General features: G+C 42.8%; 19 protein-coding genes. 16 read left to right on the forward strand and 3 right to left on the reverse strand.

Translation table 11 applies throughout. The features are described from left to right. Positions 1-216: 216 nt before the first annotated feature. From ribH to pgpA, 4 genes are all read left to right on the forward strand, one after another. Positions 217-687, forward strand: a complete 471-nt coding sequence (gene ribH / locus L4C54_RS14680; protein WP_248007687.1) for a 6,7-dimethyl-8-ribityllumazine synthase — start codon at positions 217-219, stop codon at positions 685-687. Continuing rightward, the gene (gene nusB, locus L4C54_RS14685) at positions 687-1,157 is read left to right on the forward strand and encodes a transcription antitermination factor NusB (protein WP_017035058.1); all 471 of its coding nucleotides are present in this window, start codon (positions 687-689) and stop codon (positions 1,155-1,157) included. The genes ribH and nusB overlap by 1 nt, the downstream gene beginning before the upstream one ends. A gap of 108 nt (positions 1,158-1,265) precedes the next feature. Continuing rightward, on the forward strand, positions 1,266-2,240 hold the full coding sequence (thiL, locus tag L4C54_RS14690; RefSeq protein WP_428808768.1) for a thiamine-phosphate kinase: 975 nt from the start codon (positions 1,266-1,268) through the stop codon (positions 2,238-2,240). Continuing rightward, positions 2,237-2,737, forward strand: a complete 501-nt coding sequence (gene pgpA / locus L4C54_RS14695) for a phosphatidylglycerophosphatase A (RefSeq protein ID WP_428808769.1) — start codon at positions 2,237-2,239, stop codon at positions 2,735-2,737. The genes thiL and pgpA overlap by 4 nt, the downstream gene beginning before the upstream one ends. A 109-nt stretch (positions 2,738-2,846) precedes the next feature. Here pgpA and L4C54_RS14700 read toward each other — a convergent pair whose 3' ends face one another. The 3 genes from L4C54_RS14700 to map all read right to left on the reverse strand — a co-directional run bounded on the left by L4C54_RS14700 (position 2,847) and on the right by map (position 7,014). Then, positions 2,847-3,230, reverse strand: coding sequence for a DUF3461 family protein (locus L4C54_RS14700; RefSeq protein ID WP_428800929.1), 384 nt, complete (start codon positions 3,228-3,230; stop codon positions 2,847-2,849). A 117-nt stretch (positions 3,231-3,347) separates the two neighbouring features. After that, positions 3,348-5,972: a bifunctional uridylyltransferase/uridylyl-removing protein GlnD gene (glnD, locus tag L4C54_RS14705; protein WP_428808770.1), complete on the reverse strand. Its 2,625-nt coding sequence runs from the start codon at positions 5,970-5,972 to the stop codon at positions 3,348-3,350. Between the two features lie 166 nt (positions 5,973-6,138). Beyond that, complete coding sequence (gene map / locus L4C54_RS14710; protein ID WP_428808771.1) at positions 6,139-7,014, reverse strand: type I methionyl aminopeptidase; 876 nt, start codon at positions 7,012-7,014, stop codon at positions 6,139-6,141. Positions 7,015-7,470: 456 nt separating this feature from the next. On the opposite strand from map, the gene rpsB reads away from it, so the two are divergent. The 12 genes from rpsB to fabZ all read left to right on the forward strand — a co-directional run bounded on the left by rpsB (position 7,471) and on the right by fabZ (position 19,756). After that, a complete protein-coding gene (gene rpsB / locus L4C54_RS14715) occupies positions 7,471-8,202 on the forward strand; it encodes a 30S ribosomal protein S2 (protein WP_428800926.1) in 732 nt (243 codons plus the stop codon). A gap of 129 nt (positions 8,203-8,331) precedes the next feature. Continuing rightward, positions 8,332-9,177, forward strand: a complete 846-nt coding sequence (gene tsf / locus L4C54_RS14720) for a translation elongation factor Ts (RefSeq protein ID WP_428800925.1) — start codon at positions 8,332-8,334, stop codon at positions 9,175-9,177. A gap of 164 nt (positions 9,178-9,341) precedes the next feature. Beyond that, on the forward strand, positions 9,342-10,073 hold the full coding sequence (gene pyrH, locus L4C54_RS14725; protein ID WP_428800924.1) for a UMP kinase: 732 nt from the start codon (positions 9,342-9,344) through the stop codon (positions 10,071-10,073). Between the two features lie 112 nt (positions 10,074-10,185). Further along, positions 10,186-10,743, forward strand: coding sequence for a ribosome recycling factor (frr, locus tag L4C54_RS14730; RefSeq protein ID WP_428800923.1), 558 nt, complete (start codon positions 10,186-10,188; stop codon positions 10,741-10,743). 89 nt (positions 10,744-10,832) lie between these two features. Then, positions 10,833-11,588 carry an undecaprenyl pyrophosphate synthase gene (gene uppS / locus L4C54_RS14735; RefSeq protein WP_428800922.1) on the forward strand — a complete coding sequence of 252 codons (756 nt, stop codon included), beginning with the start codon at positions 10,833-10,835 and terminating at the stop codon, positions 11,586-11,588. A 13-nt stretch (positions 11,589-11,601) separates the two neighbouring features. Next, on the forward strand, positions 11,602-12,444 hold the full coding sequence (locus tag L4C54_RS14740; protein WP_428808772.1) for a phosphatidate cytidylyltransferase: 843 nt from the start codon (positions 11,602-11,604) through the stop codon (positions 12,442-12,444). Between the two features lie 135 nt (positions 12,445-12,579). After that, positions 12,580-13,800, forward strand: coding sequence for a 1-deoxy-D-xylulose-5-phosphate reductoisomerase (gene ispC, locus L4C54_RS14745; RefSeq protein ID WP_428808773.1), 1,221 nt, complete (start codon positions 12,580-12,582; stop codon positions 13,798-13,800). Continuing rightward, positions 13,797-15,155, forward strand: coding sequence for a sigma E protease regulator RseP (gene rseP, locus L4C54_RS14750; RefSeq protein ID WP_428808774.1), 1,359 nt, complete (start codon positions 13,797-13,799; stop codon positions 15,153-15,155). The genes ispC and rseP overlap by 4 nt, the downstream gene beginning before the upstream one ends. Before the next feature lie 45 nt (positions 15,156-15,200). Beyond that, positions 15,201-17,615, forward strand: a complete 2,415-nt coding sequence (gene bamA, locus L4C54_RS14755) for an outer membrane protein assembly factor BamA (protein ID WP_428808775.1) — start codon at positions 15,201-15,203, stop codon at positions 17,613-17,615. A 23-nt stretch (positions 17,616-17,638) separates the two neighbouring features. Continuing rightward, positions 17,639-18,139, forward strand: a complete 501-nt coding sequence (locus L4C54_RS14760) for an OmpH/Skp family outer membrane protein (RefSeq protein ID WP_428801273.1) — start codon at positions 17,639-17,641, stop codon at positions 18,137-18,139. A 5-nt stretch (positions 18,140-18,144) separates the two neighbouring features. Next, on the forward strand, positions 18,145-19,176 hold the full coding sequence (lpxD, locus tag L4C54_RS14765; protein WP_428808776.1) for a UDP-3-O-(3-hydroxymyristoyl)glucosamine N-acyltransferase: 1,032 nt from the start codon (positions 18,145-18,147) through the stop codon (positions 19,174-19,176). 127 nt (positions 19,177-19,303) lie between these two features. After that, positions 19,304-19,756 (forward strand): 3-hydroxyacyl-ACP dehydratase FabZ, encoded by a 453-nt coding sequence (gene fabZ / locus L4C54_RS14770; RefSeq protein ID WP_428801272.1) that lies wholly within the window; start codon positions 19,304-19,306, stop codon positions 19,754-19,756.

Here is a 19,756-nt window from a genome sequence, read left to right on the forward strand (position 1 = left end):
AACAATTAGCTAGGCGAGTAAGACTCGGCTAACTTTGTAAAAAAGGAAGCGTTTGCTTCCTTTTTTATCGATAACAGTGATTTTTTATCACTATCAGAAACTTAAATTAGACACGCCGAAGGTTCGTATAAACTTTAATATCTATTAGATATTGCTCACAGTTTTATGCTAGAATCCGGCGATTCTCACTTGATGAACATAGTTAAAGGAAGGCTTATGAAAGTGATCGAGGGTGGCTTCCCAGCGCCAAATGCAAAAATTGCTATCGTTATTGCTCGTTTCAACAGTTTTATTAACGAAAGCCTGCTTTCTGGTGCAATCGATACTTTAAAACGTCATGGACAGGTAAGCGAAGACAATATTACTGTTGTTCGTTGTCCTGGTGCGGTTGAGCTTCCATTAGTTGCTCAGCGTGTTGCCAAGACTGGCCAGTTCGATGCGATTGTATCTCTAGGTACAGTAATTCGTGGCGGTACGCCTCATTTCGACTATGTTTGTAGTGAATGTAATAAAGGTTTGGCACAGGTGTCTATGGAGTTTAGTCTTCCAGTAGCATTCGGTGTCCTTACTGTTGATACCATCGATCAAGCTATTGAACGCGCAGGAACCAAGGCTGGTAACAAAGGTGCAGAAGCTGCACTAAGCGCACTTGAGATGATCAACGTTCTTTCTGAAATCGATTCCTAATGGGGGCCAGTGTGAAACCAGCCGCACGTCGTAATGCACGTCAATTTGCTCTACAAGCAATTTACTCATGGCAAATTAGCAAAGAAAATGTTGCCGTAGTTGAAGAACAGTTTATATCTGGTGGTAAGTATGATGAAGAAGAACATCATGCTGCTGAGCCTGCTCTTATCGCACCAGAAACAGATGTGGCATACTTCCGTGACCTACTGACTGGTGTTGCTCTAAGTCATATGGAACTAGATAGCAAGCTTCGTCCATTCGTATCTCGTCCTATGCAGGATCTAGATCTGATGGAACTGGCTTTGCTTCGTCTTGCTATGTACGAGATGACACGTCGTGAAGATGTACCTTACAAAGTTGTTATCAATGAAGCGATTGAACTTGCTAAAGTGTTCGCTGCAGAAGATAGCCATAAGTTCGTTAACGGTGTGCTTGATAAAGCGGCACCGCACGTACGTAAGAAGAAGTAACGAGTAATCGTGAAAATAAGGTCAGCTTAGTGCTGGCCTTTTTTATATCGATTATTTAGCATCTATAGCCTCTTTATAAAATTAACTCTTTGTTTGAGAATGACTAATATGCCTGGTGAATTTAATCTCATTGATAAGTATTTTGTTGGTCGACAATCACAGCGAAAAGATGTGCTGCTAGCGGCCGGTGATGATTGTGCTCTGGTTAAAAGTCCAAGCAATGTTGCGATAGCGATCAGTACCGACACTCTAGTTGCAGGTACGCACTTTCTTGAAGGTGCAAACCCTAGCTGGGTCGCTCATAAAGCGCTGGCCTCAAACATTAGTGACTTATCAGCAATGGGCGCAACACCCGCTTGGGTCTCATTTGCGCTTACCATGCCAAAACCAGACGAAGCGTGGCTTGCGCCTTTTTGTGAAGCATTTTTTCAGCTAGCGGATTACTTTGGAATTCAGCTAATTGGCGGTGATACAACAAAAGGACCACTGAGTCTCACATTAACAGTACAAGGCTTTGTGCCAGAAGAGAAAGCGCTGAGACGAAGTGGTGCGAAAATTGGCGATTGGATATACGTCACCGGCGATCTAGGTGACAGCAAAGCAGGCTTAGATGTTATTCTCGATGATGAGCAAAGAAAAAAAGCAAATTCTGACATTTTAGAGAAGAGACACTATCTATCTTCACCGCGAGTATTGGTCGGCCAAGCTTTACTCAATGTGGCATCGTCAGCTATCGATATCTCGGATGGGTTAATTTCTGATTTGAGCCACATTCTAAACCGCTCAAATGTCGGTGCATCGGTAGATGTCAGCTCACTTCCTCTATCGCCAGAGCTGCTTGGCTTTACTCAAGATGAAGTCCTTGCGCAAAAATATGCGTTAACCAGTGGCGAAGAGTATGAGCTGTGCTTTACCGTGCCTGAAGAAAATAGAGGCTCTATAGAGAGCGTTCTAAACCATACAGGAGCGAAAGTTACTTGTATTGGACAGATACGTCCTGCAGGTACGTTTGAGCTTCATAACCGCGGTACAGAGCTTGACTGGCAACTTAATGGATATGATCACTTTAAGGTAAAACAATGACGAACCCTTTATCTCGAATTTCTTTAAAAAACCCGTGGCACTTACTTGCGACAGGATTTGGCAGTGGTCTTTCGCCAATTATTCCGGGCACGATGGGCACTTTGGCATCGATACCTGTTTATCTTTTGTTAGTACAACTTCCTCTGTGGTTATTTATCGCAGTGATCATAGGTTCTTATTTCATCGGAGTTAAGATTTGTCAGATAACTTCTGATGATATGAAAGTACACGATCACGGTTCAATCGTTTGGGATGAATTTGTTGGATTTTGGATCACTATGCTTGTCGTCCCAATGCTTGGTGTTGCGATATTTGATTGGAAGTGGATTGTTGCGGGCTTTGTGCTTTTCCGCTTCTTTGACATGGTTAAGCCTTGGCCTATCGGTTGGCTTGATAAGAAAGTCGAAGGTGGTGTAGGTATTATGGTTGACGATGTGGTTGCTGGCGTTATGGCCGCAATATCGCTCTATTTTGTTGGGATCTACGCGGGTTGGTAGTGATTTTTATGTGAGTAACTACTTGTTTAGAGATCTAGCAATCTAGCCATATAAAATAATAAAGGTTCCCATTGGGAACCTTTTTTTAGCGTATCCGATTTCAAAAAAGTTAGTTCAATTTTTCTAGATCTGATTCAATCTCTGCAATTTTACTAGCGACGACTTTTTCAAGATGACGTAAGTCCATTAAAATTTTAGCTTTAACGTCGATCTCTGCTAATTTCTCTGGTTTTGTTACCTTATTGAGTTCGTCGATTACAAGAGTTAAGTTTCGATTGATTTCAGTCACTTCTTTGTATTGATGACTGCCACTATCGACCAAAACGTTTTTCACTTGGCGTGGATATTTAAACTTCACACTCTTGGCAAACAACTCGCCTTTTTGCTTATGAAAATAGATCTTTAACACATCCTTGTGCGCTTCTTGTCGTAACGAGTAACGCTCAATTTGCTTCGGGTTTTGAATCCCTAAGCCTGTGAGGTTTGGAAACATAGGCTACCTCTAGTTAGTGTTGTAAAATTGATTAAATCATAACTAATGTAGCAGCCTATATTCGTGGTAGATAGCTGACAATAAAAACAACTGCGCAACTTGTGGGCAAGATCGCGATTAATTTGGCGCAAGCTCTGCGATATTTCCAATCAACTTATCTCTTAGTTGAATTTGTGCTTCTTCATCGAGTCTAGAGCCATTGCTGTTGGTCAAAATAAACAGATCCTCTGCACGTTCGCCTATCGTGGTGATCTTCGCGGCATGCAAGCTAATGTTTAGGTCGGCAAAGGTCGCTCCCACCTTAGCAAGTAAGCCTGGAGTATCCAGAGCGACAAACTCCATCAGAGTCCGTTTTTTGCTCTTTGTTGGAAGAAAGTCTACTTTTGTTTTTACCGTAAAGTGCTGTAGATTTCGCGGTGTTCGGCGAACTTTAATCTTGGTTGGTCTACCATCCTCCAGAACATGAGCAAGGTGTTTAACCACCGATTTATGACGCATGACATCAATGGCTTCACCGTTCTGATCAAGTACCATAAAAGTATCGAGTACATAGCCATCTTTGCTGGTCATTACTTGAGCGTCATGAACATTTAGGTTACGTCTATCTAGCTCGGCAACGACCGTAGCAAATAAGGCATTTTGGTCTTTACCGTAAACAAACACTTCAGTGCCACCCCTTGTTGCTTTTTCGCTGATCAGTATCAGTGGTTTGCTTTCATCAGTTCGGTTGAGTAAGTGCGTACAATGCCATGCGATCTGCTTGTGGGTATGACGAAGGAAGTAGTCGGCTTTAAAGCGTTGCCATAGCACTTCAATTTCACGGGCGGTAAATCCTTCCTTACGGAGCAGTGCTGATGCCAACTGCTGGTTATGGCGAATCCGATCTCTTACATCAACCGGATTTTCAAGACCTCGTCTCAGTGCTCTTTGTGTGGAGTAAAATAGCTCTGCGAGTAAGGTTCGTTTCCAGCTGTTCCAAAGATCAGGGTTTGTTGCGCAAATATCGGCAACGGTTAAGCAAACTAAGTATTCAAGGCGCTCTTCGTCTCTGACTTTTTTGGCAAACTCGGTGATAACCTCGGGATCATAAATATCGCGTCTTTGAGCGGTGACAGACATCAGTAAGTGATTTTTAACTAACCATGATATTAGGTTCGCTTCAGGTTTCGATAAACCGTGCTCAATACCAAATTGGTACGCTTCAACAGCGCCTATTTCTGAGTGGTCCCCGTTACGCCCTTTGCCTATGTCATGGAATATCGCCGCCAAGATGAGCAGGTCTTTTTTAAAGATTTTTGGGTAGATTTCACAGCAAATAGGGTGCTTATCGCGATTACTAATCTGTCCAAAACGGTTGATGTGCTTTAGTAGACGCATGCTGTGTTCGTCGACTGTATAAACATGGAATAGGTCGAATTGCATTTGACCTACAATTTGACTCCACTGTGGTAGGTAGCTAGCAAGCACACCAAGTTTATGCATAAGGCTAAACGCTTTGTGTAAGCTGTTAGGGTGACGAACCAGATCCATAAACTTTTCACGAGCAGCAGGAATAACATGAAGAAACTTATTCAGCCTTCTGCGCGCTGTTCGCAGTTGTCTCATCGTTGCGGGAGCAACGCCTTCAATTGTAGAGTCGTTCGCAATGTGAATAAACATATCGAGAATAGTTTCAGGTCTGGCTTGAAATAGTGCGGGTTTTCGAGCTTCGATAAGTTTTCCTCGACGCTGAAAGTCGTCACTAAGAACCTCAGCTTCATACTCAACACCGTTATCAAGAATCGCTTGATCAAAAAGTTTTAGCAGCATCTTATTCAGTTCAGCAACGCGCCTTAATGTACGATAAAACTCCTTCATCATCATTTCGACACCGCGGTTCCCCTCACCACTAAAGCCTAGGCTTTCAGCTACTTGAGCTTGGTGACCAAAGGTGAGTCGATTGTCGTAACGTTTCAGCTCTATATGTAGTGCAAAACGTACCCGCCAAAGAAAGTCTTGGCACTCAACCAGTTCACGGTATTCAGCATCGGTTAGAAACCCATATTTACTCATTTCAAGCAGTGAGGTCGCTCCAAAATGTCGCCTTGCTACCCAGCTGAGGGTATGAATATCTCTCAAACCTCCGGGTGTGGATTTAATATCAGGTTCAAGGTTGTAAGTGGTATCGTGATAGCGTGCATGTCTCTCTTTTTGTTCATTGATTTTAGCTTTATAAAAGTCATCACTTGGCCAAAATGAGGGGGCACCAATTCTTGTGCTCAGTTGACTATAGGTATCTTCGCAGCCGCAGAGCAAACGTGCTTCCTGTAAGTTAGTGGCTACTGTTAAGTCTTCCTGTCCGATAGTGACACACTCGTCGATGGTGCGAACGGCGTGGCCGACCTCAAGCCTTAAATCCCATAACAGGGTGATAAATTCACTAACCTTTGCGCCAAGGTGCTCAGGCAGCGTCTTTTTTGAAACAATTAATATATCGATATCGGAAAGAGGGTGAAGCTCACCTCGACCATAGCCGCCAACGGCAACGAGAGTAATATTAGGTAGGTTGTTAAATCCGTATTCTATCCAAAGCCGGTGCAACAATAGATCCATATAATCGGAACGCCCGAGAACGAGATCGTTAATAGGGTGGTGAGCAAGAAACTCACTCTTTTGATATTCGGAAAACTTCTCTAACTGCTCTTTAAGTGAAACGATTGAAAGTTGTTCGGTTGAGAAAGTCAGTGGCGATTGATACGGCATATGCAGCAGTCCATGCAAATTGAATATGGGTATTGAGGTATTTAATCTATCAGATAGGGGCTGATAAAAAAATATCCCTGCTAGGCAGGGACATCAAAGTTGGTTTTCTATCACTTTATTTATACTAAGTAAGACGTACTTAGCATGAGGCTGTATTAGCCTTGAGTTAGTTTTTCATCAGTCTAGGGATGCTCTCTTCACTACGAAGAGTTAACACTTCACAGCCTGTTGCTGTTACAAGCAATGTGTGTTCCCACTGAGCAGAGTTCTTACCGTCGCCAGTGTAAACAGTCCAATCATCTTCGGCATCTACCGAACACCCGAATTTACCCGCGTTGATCATTGGCTCAATAGTGAAGCAGTGACCTTCTTTTAATACACGGCGATCAGTGTTTTTGTAGTGAACCACTTGTGGTTCTTCATGGAATTCGTTACCAATACCGTGGCCACAGAAGTCTTTAACAATAGAGAACTTGTTACGCGGGTTCTTCTTATTGTTCTCTTTGATGTATTTTTCGATAGCCGTACCGATATCACCAACAGTAGCGCCCGGTTTTACTTTGCGCATACCCACGTATAGAGCTTCTTGAGCAACCATACACAAGCGCTTGTCTGCCGGAGATGCCTCACCAACGAGGAACATTTTTGACGTATCACCGTGGTAGCCTTGTGGACGAGTACTTAAACTGGCGTTCTCTTCATCAGGAATTATAACTGTGATGTCGACGTTTAGAATGTCACCGTTTTTCAACACTGCTGGCTTTAATTGACCGTTGCTGCCTTTTTCATCTTGAGAAGCAGGGATGCCATGGCAAACGATGTGGTTGATAGAGGTACAAATTGATTTCGGGAAACCGTGATAATCTAGAGGTGCGGAGTAAGCACCTCGGTCTGTCGCATAATCATGACAGAGTGTATTCAACTCATCGGTGGTAACCCCTTCTTTTATATGGGGTTCAATCATTTCTAGAATTTCTGCGGCTAGTTTGCCAGCAATACGCATTCTTTCAATTTCTTCATGGTTTTTAATTTTCATAGACATTCGCGCTAATTCTCGACCAATTTGTAGGAGCTCTCGACAATAATGAGTCGCATTCTATCAGGAAGTTCTATGAATGTGTATTTGTGTCAATGAGCATGTTTTGTATGTGTTTTTATATAGTCACAGTATATACCACCGGGTCCTTACTGCTTAGTAAGGAATTTTTACTAGCCATATAATGCGAAAATATGGTATAAAGCGCCCCGGAATAACGGTCAATTGTCTCTATTCTTTTTGCGTTAATAAAAGCTATTAACATCTACGTCTGTAATAAGCGTAGTTTAAAGTAAATAAGCGACGTTGATTGTTGTATTCCACTCACTTTAATTTAAATCACACACATTCCGTCACATGTTCCGGGGTGCCTCAACAGTAAAACTATTTGCATTAGTAGATAGATGTTAGGGGTCGGATTCATGGGGAGTGTGGAGGCCTAACCCCATAGAGGATTTTAAAATGGCAACTGTATCAATGCGCGATATGCTTAAAGCTGGTGTTCACTTCGGTCACCAAACTCGTTACTGGAACCCAAAAATGAAGCCATTCATCTTTGGTGCTCGTAACAAAGTTCATATCATCAACCTAGAAAAAACTGTTCCAATGTTCAACGAAGCTCTAGCTGAACTAGCTAAAGTTGGCGAGAAGAAAGGTAAAGTTCTTTTTGTTGGTACTAAGCGCGCTGCATCTGAAGCTGTTAAAGAAGCTGCTGTTGCAAGCAACCAGTTTTACGTTAACAACCGCTGGTTAGGCGGTATGCTAACGAACTACAAAACTGTTCGTCAGTCAATCAAACGTCTTAAAGAGCTAGAAGCTCAAGCTCAAGACGGTACATTTGATAAACTAACTAAGAAAGAAGCTCTAATGCGTACCCGTGAAATGGAGAAGCTAGAGAAGTCACTTGGTGGTATCAAAGATATGGGCGGCCTACCTGACGCTCTATTCGTAATCGATGCTGATCACGAGCACATTGCAGTTAAAGAAGCTAACAACCTAGGTATCCCAGTTTACGCTGTTGTTGATACTAACTCTAACCCAGACGGCATTGACTACATCATTCCTGGTAATGATGATGCAATCCGTGCAGTACAACTTTACCTAAACGCTGTTGCACAAACAGTTGTTGAAGGTCGTAACAAAGATGTTGCTGCTCTTGCTGGCGAAAAAGATGGTTTTGTAGAAGCTGAATAATAGCGGCTCTTAACCATGCTAAATGGGTACATCTTATAAAGTATGTATCGATTGAGTATTAGTTAGCATCAGGGGCCCAATATAGGCCCCTGATTTTTACCTTTTTTCGAACTAACTGAGGAATAGAGAATGGCAACTGTAACTGCTGCTCTAGTAAAAGAACTTCGTGAACGCACAGCTGCGGGCATGATGGAATGTAAAAAAGCTCTTGTTGCTGCTGAAGGCGACATCGAGCTAGCAATTGAAAACATGCGTAAATCTGGCGCAGCGAAAGCAGCTAAAAAAGCTGGTAACGTTGCTGCAGAAGGTACAATCATCATTAAAGAAGCTGCTGGCGTTGCCGCTCTTCTTGAAGTGAACTGCCAAACTGACTTCGTTGCTAAAGATGCAGGTTTCCTTGCATTTGCTAACGAAGTAGCTGAAGTAGCTCTAGCTGAACGTCTAGACATCGCTGCTCTTCAAGCTAAGTTTGAAGACGCACGTATCGCTCTTGTAACTAAGATCGGTGAAAACATCAGCATCCGTCGCGTAGAATTCGTTGAAGGTGTTGCACTAGCTTCTTACCGTCACGGCGAGAAAATCGGTGTAGTTGCTGCTGGTGAAGGTGAAGCTGAAACACTTAAGCACGTTGCTATGCACGTTGCTGCTTCTAAGCCAGACTTCTTGAACCCATCTGACGTACCTGCTGATGTAGTTGCTAAAGAGAAAGCTGTTCAAGTTGAAATCGCTATGAACGAAGGCAAACCTCAAGAAATCGCTGAGAAAATGGTTATCGGCCGTATGAAGAAATTCACGGGCGAAATCTCTCTAACAGGTCAAGCTTTCATCATGGAACCTAAGAAAACTGTTGGCGATATTCTTAAAGAAAGAAACGCGACAGTAACTAGCTTCGTACGTCTAGAAGTTGGTGAAGGTATCGAGAAAGTAGCTGAAATGAGCTTTGCTGACGAAGTAGCAGCGGTTCAAAAAGGTTAATCCCTTTTGCATGCTTAAATATTAGACCGTAGCCAAGGCTGCGGTCTTTTTACGACAAGCGTTTGATGATTTGCTGTGATCAATAAATATTCATGTTCTAAACTACCTAGAATGTTTATCCATGACCGTTAATCAAAACTATCACTTTTTGGAAGGTAAGCTCCATGACTACAAACCCTAAACCAGCGTATCAACGTATCCTGTTAAAACTGAGTGGCGAAGCGCTACAAGGCGAAGAAGGTTTTGGTATTGACCCTGCAATCCTTGATCGCATGGCTCAAGAAGTAAAAGAATTGGTTGAACTTGGTGTTCAAGTTGGTGTAGTAATTGGTGGTGGTAACCTCTTTAGAGGTGCTGGCCTTGCTGAAGCGGGTATGAACCGTGTTGTTGGCGACCACATGGGTATGCTTGCAACAGTAATGAATGGCCTAGCAATGCGTGATGCTCTACACCGTGCATACGTGAATGCTCGCGTTATGTCGGCTATCCCACTTAAAGGTGTTTGTGACGATTACAACTGGGCAGATGCAATCAGCCAACTACGTCATGGCCGCGTTGTGATTTTCTCAGCAGGTACAGGTAACCCATTCTTTACAACAGATTCAGCAGCGTGTTTACGTGGTATTGAAATTGAAGCTGATGTGGTTCTTAAAGCAACGAAAGTAGACGGTGTATACACTGCTGACCCAGTAGCTAACCCTGATGCAGAGTTGTATGATACTCTTTCTTATAACACTATTCTTGAGAAAGAGCTTAAAGTGATGGATTTGGCGGCATTCACGTTAGCGCGTGATCATAAAATGCCAATCCGTGTTTTCAATATGAATAAGCCAGGCGCACTACGTCGCGTGGTTATGGGTGAAACAGAAGGTACATTAATCAGCGATACTGAATAATGTGCATGCCATCATTGCAAACCAGCTGTGATGGCATATCTTATTTAAGCCCAAATTACTTTCTTACTACTAAGAACAAACTTATACCAAGAACATAAGTCAAGGTGATATTGTGATCAACGAGATTAAAACAGACGCGCAAGAGCGCATGGAAAAAAGTGTCGAAGCACTGAAAAATAACCTTATCAAGATTCGTACTGGTCGTGCACACCCAAGTTTGCTTTCTGGTCTTTCTGTAGAGTACTACGGAGCACCAACACCGCTAAATCAAGTAGCAAACGTTGTGGCTGAAGATGCTCGTACTTTAGCTATTACAGTTTTTGACCGTGAGCTTGCTCCTAAAGTTGAAAAAGCAATCTTAACGTCTGATTTGGGTCTAAACCCAATGTCAGCAGGTACGGTAATTCGTGTACCACTTCCTCCACTAACGGAAGAGCGTCGTAAAGACCTAGTTAAGATTGTTCGTGGTGAAGCTGAAGGCGGTCGTGTAGCTATTCGTAATATTCGTCGTGACGCTAACGGTGATCTTAAAGGTCTTCTAAAAGACAAAGAGATCTCTGAAGATGAAGATCGTAAAGCACAAGACGAAATTCAAAAGCTAACTGATGCAGCGATCAAGAAAGTAGATGATACGCTAGCTTCAAAAGAAAAAGAGTTGATGGAAGTATAAATACTTCGCCTCTTTATCTATAAAGCGCTATGTAAATGGCATAGCGCTTTTTTTATTCCAATCATTTCTAAACCACCGAACAGCCTTCTATGTCAAATACTCAGTTATCTACCGAAGCGTTACCTAAACATATTGCCGTTATTATGGATGGCAACGGGCGCTGGGCTGAAGCTCAAGGGAAACCTCGAGTTTTTGGGCATAAAAATGGGGTTGCTGCAGTAAGAAAAACCATCAGTAGCGCTGCTCGTCTAGGCATTGAAGCTGTTACTCTTTTTGCCTTTAGCAGTGAGAATTGGCGACGTCCTGAAGAAGAAGTTGGCGTATTAATGGAGTTGTTTATCACTGTTTTATCGACAGAGATAAAGAAGCTACACAAGAATAATCTTCGCTTACGTATCATTGGTGACAAAAGTCGCTTCAGTGAACGCTTGCAGAAAAAAATCGCTCAAGCGGAAGAGAAAACCGCAGCCAATACTGGCATGGTGGTTAACATTGCTGCCAATTATGGCGGTAAATGGGACATTACCCAAGCGATGAAGAAAATGGCTTTAGAGGTTGAACAGGGCACACTTAACGCTGATTCAATCAATGAAGATCTTATTACTTCCCACCTTACAATGTCAGATATTCCTGAGGTTGATCTTTTAATTCGCACTGGTGGTGAATGTCGAATAAGTAACTTTATGTTATGGCAACTAGCTTACGCTGAGCTGTACTTTACTCCGGTCTATTGGCCTGAGTTTAGTGAGGATAGCTTAATTGAAGCTGTGACTTGGTTTGTTAACCGTGAACGACGTTTTGGTTGTACCGGTAATCAAATTAAAGCACTGATGGAAAATCAATAAAGGATTCATTAGTTTGAAGCAACGAATTATAACCGCACTTATTTTAGCTCCTCTTGTTATCCTCGGGATTTTCGAGCTTCCGTTGTATTTGTTTATTTTAACCATCGCAGCAGTGACTGGGATAGGTTTCTGGGAGTGGACTCAATTTGTTGAACATAAATCTCGCCAACGAGCGCTCATTCCTTCAGTAATCGTAACGCTGATCAGCTTTTTGTTGATCGCTTCTGATGCGACTAGTCTTAATACCATTCAACCTATTCACTACTTCATTTTAGGTATTGGTGGCGCTTGGTGGCTGTACTCAAGTGCACTTGCGATTACTTATCCGCGTTCTAGTAAAACGTGGGAACACTCTAATATTTTAAGGCATGCCTTTGGCGTGTTGACGTTACTCCCGTTTTTATGGAGCGCTATTTTACTTAGAGCCCAAGGGATTGAGGCTGATGCCTACTATGGTGCAAAGCTGGTTCTATTTGTCTGCTTGATCGTATGGGCTGCTGATAGCGGAGCATACTTTGCTGGACGCGCTTTTGGTAAGCGTAAAATGGCACCATCAGTAAGCCCGAACAAAACAATCGAAGGGCTGATTGGCGGCATTATTACAGCTCTCGTTGTTGCGTGGTTTACTGCGAAGTGGTTTGGTTTAGAGTTCTCTAGCCCCGCAGTGATGATCATTATTACCTTAGTCACGGTGGTTATTTCAGTTCTTGGCGATCTTGTTGAAAGTATGTTTAAGCGTGTGTCGGGCATTAAAGACAGTAGTAATATTATACCGGGTCACGGTGGTGTATTAGACCGAATTGATAGCTTAACGGCTGCTTTCCCTGTTTTTGCTCTTCTTTACTTTATTTTTTAGAAGCACTGACTTTAATAAAAGAACAGTCTTTCTGTAAGAAAGTGATTTTTAAATCAATGGGTATCTTTGTATACCCATTGTCTGACTTTTGTATTACACAATCTATAGTCACAACTATTACGGTTTCAACTATTTATGGTTTCAACTACGCGTAAGCTAACAATTTTAGGTGCCACAGGATCCATTGGTGCAAGTACTTTAAAAGTTGTCGAGCAGAATCCGGAACAGTTTTCTATCGTGGCTCTTGCCGCGAGTCGAAATGTTGAGAAAATGCTAGAGCTTTGCCGCAAGTGGCAACCCAAATACGCTGTTATGGCCGATGTGGATGCCGCTCAAAAGCTGAAAACACAGTTAGCGTCAACTCACCCTCTGATTGAAGTGTTAGCCGGAGAAGAGGCTGCTTGTCACGTCGCTGAATTTAGTGAAGTTGACACCGTGATGGCGGCCATTGTTGGTGCTGCTGGTCTACTCCCTACTATGGCGGCTATTAAGGCTGGCAAACGAGTACTACTTGCTAACAAAGAAGCGCTAGTGATGTCAGGGCAACTTTTTGTTGATGCAGTCAAAGAGCATGGCGCAGAGTTATTGCCAGTCGATAGCGAGCACAATGCTATCTTTCAATGCCTACCTAGTGAAATACAAACCAACCTTGGACACTGCAATCTAAAGCAACATGGCATCTCGCATATATTACTGACAGGGTCTGGTGGCCCTTTCCGTTATAGCGATGTCGCTTCACTAGCGCAGGTGACCCCAGAACAAGCTATCGCTCACCCTAACTGGTCAATGGGTCCAAAGATCTCAGTTGACTCTGCGACAATGATGAATAAGGGGCTTGAATACATTGAAGCCAAGTGGCTATTTAATGCTACTGAACCTGAATTAAAAGTTATTATTCATCCTCAATCTGTTATTCACTCTATGGTTCAGTACCTTGATGGTTCTGTGATTGCTCAAATGGGCGCGCCTGATATGGCGACACCAATCGCTTCAGCTATGGCGTATCCGGCAAGAGTCCCTTCTAGTGTTTCAGCTTTAGATTTTGCTCGTCTAGGTGAACTTACTTTTCTAGAGCCTGACTATTCTCGCTATCCTTGTTTAAAATTGGCTATCGATGCTTGCTTTGAAGGCCAGCATTTAACCACAGCCCTTAATGCTGCAAATGAGATCAACGTTGACGCATTTTTACAAGGTAGACTCGGTTTTACTGACATAGCCCGTATTAATGAAATGGTAATGTCCAAAGTATGTGCAACTGACTCTTATTTAGAGCCTTTAGACTTGGAAACCTTACTTGAGGTAGATAAAATGGCGCGACACATGACAAATCAGATATTACGAGAGCGTACAGCATGACTGGAATATTATGGAACTTTGCCTCGTTTGTCATTGCGCTGAGCATACTCGTAGCCGTACATGAATTCGGCCACTTTTGGGTTGCCCGCCGTTGTGGCATAAAGGTTGAAAAGTTCTCTATTGGCTTTGGTAAGTCGATTTGGAAAAAAGTCGCAAAAGATGGAACTGAATATAGCCTTTCAATGATTCCGCTCGGTGGTTATGTGAAAATGGTCGACACTCGTGTCGATGATATATCGCCAGAACAGTACCACATTGCGTTTGATAAGAAGCCTTTACTACAACGAACAGCGGTAGTGGCTGCAGGTCCTTTGTTCAACTTTGCCTTTGCTATTTTCGCATATTGGTTAGTTTTTCTGATTGGTGTGCCAGCGGTTAAGCCTGTTGTAGGAGAAGTGACACCTTACTCAATTGCTGCAAATGCAGGTTTAGAACCTGGTATGGAGCTTACCGCGGTATCTGGCGTCAAAACTGTAGATTGGGAATCCGTCAATATGGGCATTATTGCCCATATTGGTGACGATAAGCTTACTTTCACAGTTTCTGATGAAAACGGCATTGGTGTGGCTAAAATTAAGACACTTGATTTAACCCAATGGAACTTTGATCCAGAAACAGAGTCTGCTATGGGGACATTAGGTTTTCGTCCTTATACGCCAGAGGTATCGATGACGCTGGCAAATGTCTCTGACAATAGTGCAGGAGAACGAGCTGGGCTTTTAGTTGGCGACACTTTGGTTGCGGTAAATGGTGTTGAATTAGAAAACTGGAAGCAACTTGTTGAGTCGATTCAGGGGAATCCAGAGAAAGCCGTCGAGCTGAAGATTGATAGAGATGGTGAATCTTTGTTGATGACTCTAACGCCAGATAGGCGCGATGACCGCCAAGGAAAAACGATAGGTTTTGCTGGAATTGGTTCGGAAGTCTCAGAATGGCCGGAAAAATATCGATTTGAGCTGCAATATGGTGTAATTGAATCTATCGGCAAGTCGATTGAAAAAACAGGTCAAGTCATTGGATTGACCGCAACGATGCTGAAAAAGCTTGTTGTTGGTGATATTGGCTTGAATAATTTAAGCGGTCCTATTTCAATTGCTAAAGGTGCTGGTACCACCGCTGATTATGGCTTGGTGTACTTTTTAGGATTTTTAGCGTTAATTAGTATTAATTTGGGCATTATTAACCTAGTGCCGTTGCCAATGCTTGATGGTGGCCACCTACTATTTTTTGCTATCGAAGCAATCATTCGTCGCCCAGTACCAGAGAAGGTACAAGAGATGGGTTTCCGAATCGGTGGTGCAATTATTTTGTCAGTTATGGCAATTGCAATATTTAATGATTTTTCTCGCCTGTAAGCAGGGCTCAGGTTGTAGTGCAGTAAAGGAATAACTTAAAAAAATATGGCGATTAAAAAGATTCTATTTGCAACCTTGTTAGCGACAAGTGTTTCAGCAAATGGCGCAGAGAACTTTGTTGTTCAAGACATACAAATTGAAGGTTTACAACGTGTTGCACTTGGTGCTGCGCTGTTACAGATGCCAGTTCGAATCGGAGATGACATCGACAGCCAGAACGTTGCTGAGATCATTAAATCTCTTTATGCGTCAGGCAACTTTGAAGATGTACAAGTCCTTCGTGATAACGACGTCTTGGTTATTCAGGTTAAAGAGCGCCCGACGATTGCGAGCATCTCTTTTTCTGGTAACAAAGCGATTAAAGAAGAGCAGCTACAGCAAAACCTTGATGCTTCTGGTATCCGACAAGGTGAAGCGCTTGATCGCACAACACTATCGAATATAGAAAAAGGTCTTGAAGACTTCTATTACAGCGTAGGTAAATACAACGCAACGGTTCAAGCTGTTGTTACACCATTGCCACGTAACCGTTCTGATCTTAAATTTGTTTTTACTGAAGGTGTTTCAGCCAAGATAAAACAGATTAACTTTATCGGAAACGAAGTTTTTGAAGATAAAGAGCTTGTAGGACGTTTTAATCTAAACGTTGATGTCGCGTGGTGGAATTTCCTCGCGGATGATAAGTACCAAAAGCAAGTGCTTGCGGGCGATATCGAAGCGCTACGTTCATTTTACCTAGATCGTGGCTACTTGAAATTTCAAGTAGACTCGACGCAAGTTGCAATCTCTCCAGATAAGAAAGGTGTATACATTACACTTGGCGTTGATGAAGGTGATGCTTACACCATTAGCGGAGTGGATTTCCGCGGTGAACTAATTGGTAAAAAGTCTGAATTTGAAGAGATGGTGCCATTTGAAGATGGCTCCGTTTATAACGGCTCCTCAGTAACTGCGCTTGAAGAAGAGATTAAGCGTGTTCTTGGTGAAGCGGGTTATGCGTATCCCCAAGTAAGAACCATGCCTGAGTTTAATGATGAAACGAACGAAGTTTCTTTGATCATTAATGTCGAAGCAGGTAACCGAATCTACGTTCGAGATATTCGATTCATAGGTAACAACTCGACACGTGACGAAGTTATGCGTCGTGAAATGCGTCAAATGGAAGGAAGCTGGCTCAACTCTAAATCGATTGAAACCGGTAAAACGCGTTTGAATCGTTTAGGTTTCTTCGAGACTGTTGATGTACAAACCGTTCGTGTTCCTGGTAGTGAAGATCAGGTTGATCTTGTCTACAACGTAAAAGAAGCGAACTCAGGCAGTATTAACTTTGGTGTTGGTTACGGTACCGAATCTGGTGTGAGCTTCCAAGTTGGTCTTCAGCAAGATAACTTCATTGGTTCAGGTAACCGTGTTGGTATCAACGCAATGATGAACGATTACCAAAAGAATATTAGCTTAGATTATCGAGACCCATACTGGACGCTTGATGGTGTGAGTCTAGGTGGTAAAGTCTTCTATAACGAATTTGAAGCATCTGAAGCGGGTATTGTCGACTATACCAATGAAAGTTATGGCGTGAGTGCGACGCTGGGTAGTTGGGCAAATGAGCTTAACTTCTTCGAACTTGGTGCGGGTTACACTCACAACAAGATCGGTAACCTATCACCTTATTTGCAGGTAGAGCAGTTCTTAGCGTCTCAAGCCAGCAATATTGATAGCGATGGTGCACTGAATACCAACGACTTTGATATCAACATCTCGTGGACACGTAATAACTTAAACCGTGGTTATTTCCCAACAGCGGGTAATCACCAACGTGCATTTTATAAGATGACCGTACCTGGCTCTGACGTTCAGTACTTTAAAGTTCAGTACGATATCAGACAGTATTTCCCACTGACTCAGAAACATGACTTTGCGTTATTGATGCGCGGTCGCTTGGGTTACGGCAACGGTTATGGTCAAACGGATGGACAAGATAACTTGTTCCCATTCTATGAAAACTATTACGCAGGTGGTTTTACTTCCCTGCGTGGTTTTGGCTCAAACTCGGCAGGCCCGAAAGCAGTCTACCGTGACTACTCTGGCTCAAACAATGGTAATGATACGGCAACCGACGATTCAGTAGGTGGTAATGCGATTGCTCTGGCAAGTTTAGAGTTGATTGTACCAACACCATTTGCCTCTGATGAAGTACGTAGTCAAATTCGTACCAGCTTCTTTGTCGATGCAGCAAGTGTTTGGGATACCGAATTTGATTATCGTGACTCTGGCGCTGATTACGGCAGTCAATACTATTACGATTACTCTGATCCAACCAATTACCGTGCGTCTTACGGCGTCGCATTACAGTGGATGTCACCGATGGGCCCTCTGGTCTTCTCATTGGCATCTCCAATTAAGAGTTACGAAGGCGATGACAAAGAAACATTTACCTTCACTATTGGCAGAACCTTCTAATAAAGGAAACTATTTTGAAAAATATCATGAAAGCGGCTGGTGTTAGCCTTGTTGTATTAAGTTCTTCTATGTTTGCACACGCAGCAGAAGCGGCTCAAAAAGTAGGTTATGTTAACTCAGCTCAAATTTTCCAAGCACTTCCTCAACGAGAAGTTGTGCTGCAAAAAATGCAAGAAGAGTTCAAAGACAGAGCGGCTGAGCTGCAAGCTATTCAAGCTGAAGCACAGACAAAGATTGAAAAGCTAAACCGTGATGGTGAGCTTTTAGGTCCTGATGAAGTAGAAAAACTACGTATTGAAATCAGCCAGCTAGACAGCAACTTTAAGATCAAAGGCAAAGCGCTAGAAAAAGCGTCTGCTCGCCGTGAAGCTGAAGAGAAACAAAAATTGTTTCAGCTGATCCAAGGCGCAGTAGAAAAAGTAGCTGAGAAAGAAGGCTATGACATCATCATTGAAGCTCAAGCTCTGCAATACGCGAAGCCTGAGTTCAATATCTCTGAAAAAGTTATTGAATCACTAAAATAGATAATATGCTGAAATTAACCTTAGCCGAACTGGCAACCGTAACCGGTGGTGAGCTACATGGAGACGCTAATGCAGTCGTTTCGTCTGTCGCTCCTATGGACAAAGCTGAGGAAGGTAGCGTTACCTTCCTATCTAACGTTAAATACGCGAAGCACCTAGCTGATTGTCATGCGACAGTGGTCATGCTCAAAGAAGCGCAGCGTGAACACTTTCACGGTAATGTGTTAGTCGTTGATGATCCGTATGTGGCTTTTGCTAAAGTCGCTCAAGCACTCGATACCACGCCAAAGGCAGCTAACGGGATTGCTCCATTGGCTGTGATAGCTGAAGATGCAACCATTGGTGCTAATGTTTCAATCGGTGCGAATGCAACAATTGAGTCTGGTGTGACACTTGGTGATAACGTAGTTATTGGTGCAGGCTGTTTTATTGGTAAGAATGCATCAATAGGGGCAAAGACTCAGCTTTGGGCTAACGTTTCTATCTATCACGGTGTCAATATTGGTAGTGACTGCCTAATCCAGTCTAATACCGTGATTGGTTCAGATGGCTTTGGTTATGCTAATGAAAAAGGTGAGTGGATTAAAATCCCTCAGCTAGGCACGGTTAGTGTTGGTAACCGAGTTGAGATAGGAGCATGTACGACAATTGACCGTGGCGCATTAGACAATACGATCATCGAAGACAATGTGATTCTCGATAACCAAATCCAAATCGCCCATAACGTTCAGATCGGATATGGTACAGCGATTGCGGGTGGTACTATTATCGCTGGCAGCACGACTATTGGTAAGTATTGCATTATTGGTGGCGGTACGGTAATTAACGGCCATATCGAAATTGTTGATGGTGTGACAATTACTGGCATGGGAATGGTAATGCGAGGCATCTCTGAAAAGGGTATGTACTCATCAGGTATTCCTTTGCAACCAAACAGAGAGTGGCGAAAAACGGCAACTCGTGTTCATCGAATTGACGAGATGAATAAGCGTTTGAAGGCTGTTGAGAAAAAAATAGCACCGAAAGCGGAATCCTAATTCCAGTTTTCTTGCAAAAGGCTCGCGAAAAGCGAGTCTTTTTCGTCTATCATATTGACCAATAATAGATGGACCCATAATTTTTAAAGCTTTACGGCTTTTAGTTTTACAAGATAGGAATATGACTTTGACTAGTGAAAATAAAACGATGAACATTACTGAAATTCAGGAGTTACTTCCTCATCGCTACCCATTTTTGTTGATCGACCGTGTAACCGATTATCAAGAAGAAAAGCACTTAACGGCGATTAAAAATGTATCAGTAAACGAGCCACAGTTCACCGGTCATTTTCCTCAAATGCCAGTCTTCCCAGGCGTGCTAATTTTAGAAGCAATGGCGCAAGCGACAGGCTTACTTGGTTTTAAATCTTTTGGTGCCCCTGCCGATAATGAGCTTTACTACTTCGCAAGCGTTGATAAAGCAAAATTCCGCAAGCCTGTAGTGCCTGGCGACCAAATGATTATTAAAGTAGAGTTTATTAAAGAGCGCCGTGGTATTGCTGCCTTTACTGGTGTTGCAACGGTTGACGGCGAAGTTGTTTGTTCTGCCGAGCTAAAATGTGCTCGTCGAGAGTTCTAA

Origin of the sequence: Vibrio lamellibrachiae (assembly GCF_050337265.1) — a bacterium.
GTDB classification, from domain to species: Bacteria; Pseudomonadota; Gammaproteobacteria; order Enterobacterales; family Vibrionaceae; genus Vibrio; species Vibrio kyushuensis.

Excerpts from the sequence above, each read along its gene's own strand:
- ispC (WP_428808773.1), top strand. The coding sequence starts at position 12,580 with ATGGTTTCAACTACGCGTAAGCTAACAATTTTAGGTGCCACAGGATCC.
- pgpA (WP_428808769.1), top strand. The coding sequence starts at position 2,237 with ATGACGAACCCTTTATCTCGAATTTCTTTAAAAAACCCGTGGCACTTA.
- bamA (WP_428808775.1), top strand. The coding sequence starts at position 15,201 with ATGGCGATTAAAAAGATTCTATTTGCAACCTTGTTAGCGACAAGTGTT.
- ribH (WP_248007687.1), top strand. The coding sequence starts at position 217 with ATGAAAGTGATCGAGGGTGGCTTCCCAGCGCCAAATGCAAAAATTGCT.
- pyrH (WP_428800924.1), top strand. The coding sequence starts at position 9,342 with ATGACTACAAACCCTAAACCAGCGTATCAACGTATCCTGTTAAAACTG.
- tsf (WP_428800925.1), top strand. The coding sequence starts at position 8,332 with ATGGCAACTGTAACTGCTGCTCTAGTAAAAGAACTTCGTGAACGCACA.
- glnD (WP_428808770.1), bottom strand. The coding sequence starts at position 5,972 with ATGCCGTATCAATCGCCACTGACTTTCTCAACCGAACAACTTTCAATC.
- thiL (WP_428808768.1), top strand. The coding sequence starts at position 1,266 with ATGCCTGGTGAATTTAATCTCATTGATAAGTATTTTGTTGGTCGACAA.
- L4C54_RS14700 (WP_428800929.1), bottom strand. The coding sequence starts at position 3,230 with ATGTTTCCAAACCTCACAGGCTTAGGGATTCAAAACCCGAAGCAAATT.
- nusB (WP_017035058.1), top strand. The coding sequence starts at position 687 with ATGGGGGCCAGTGTGAAACCAGCCGCACGTCGTAATGCACGTCAATTT.
- lpxD (WP_428808776.1), top strand. The coding sequence starts at position 18,145 with ATGCTGAAATTAACCTTAGCCGAACTGGCAACCGTAACCGGTGGTGAG.
- uppS (WP_428800922.1), top strand. The coding sequence starts at position 10,833 with ATGTCAAATACTCAGTTATCTACCGAAGCGTTACCTAAACATATTGCC.
- map (WP_428808771.1), bottom strand. The coding sequence starts at position 7,014 with ATGTCTATGAAAATTAAAAACCATGAAGAAATTGAAAGAATGCGTATT.
- rseP (WP_428808774.1), top strand. The coding sequence starts at position 13,797 with ATGACTGGAATATTATGGAACTTTGCCTCGTTTGTCATTGCGCTGAGC.
- rpsB (WP_428800926.1), top strand. The coding sequence starts at position 7,471 with ATGGCAACTGTATCAATGCGCGATATGCTTAAAGCTGGTGTTCACTTC.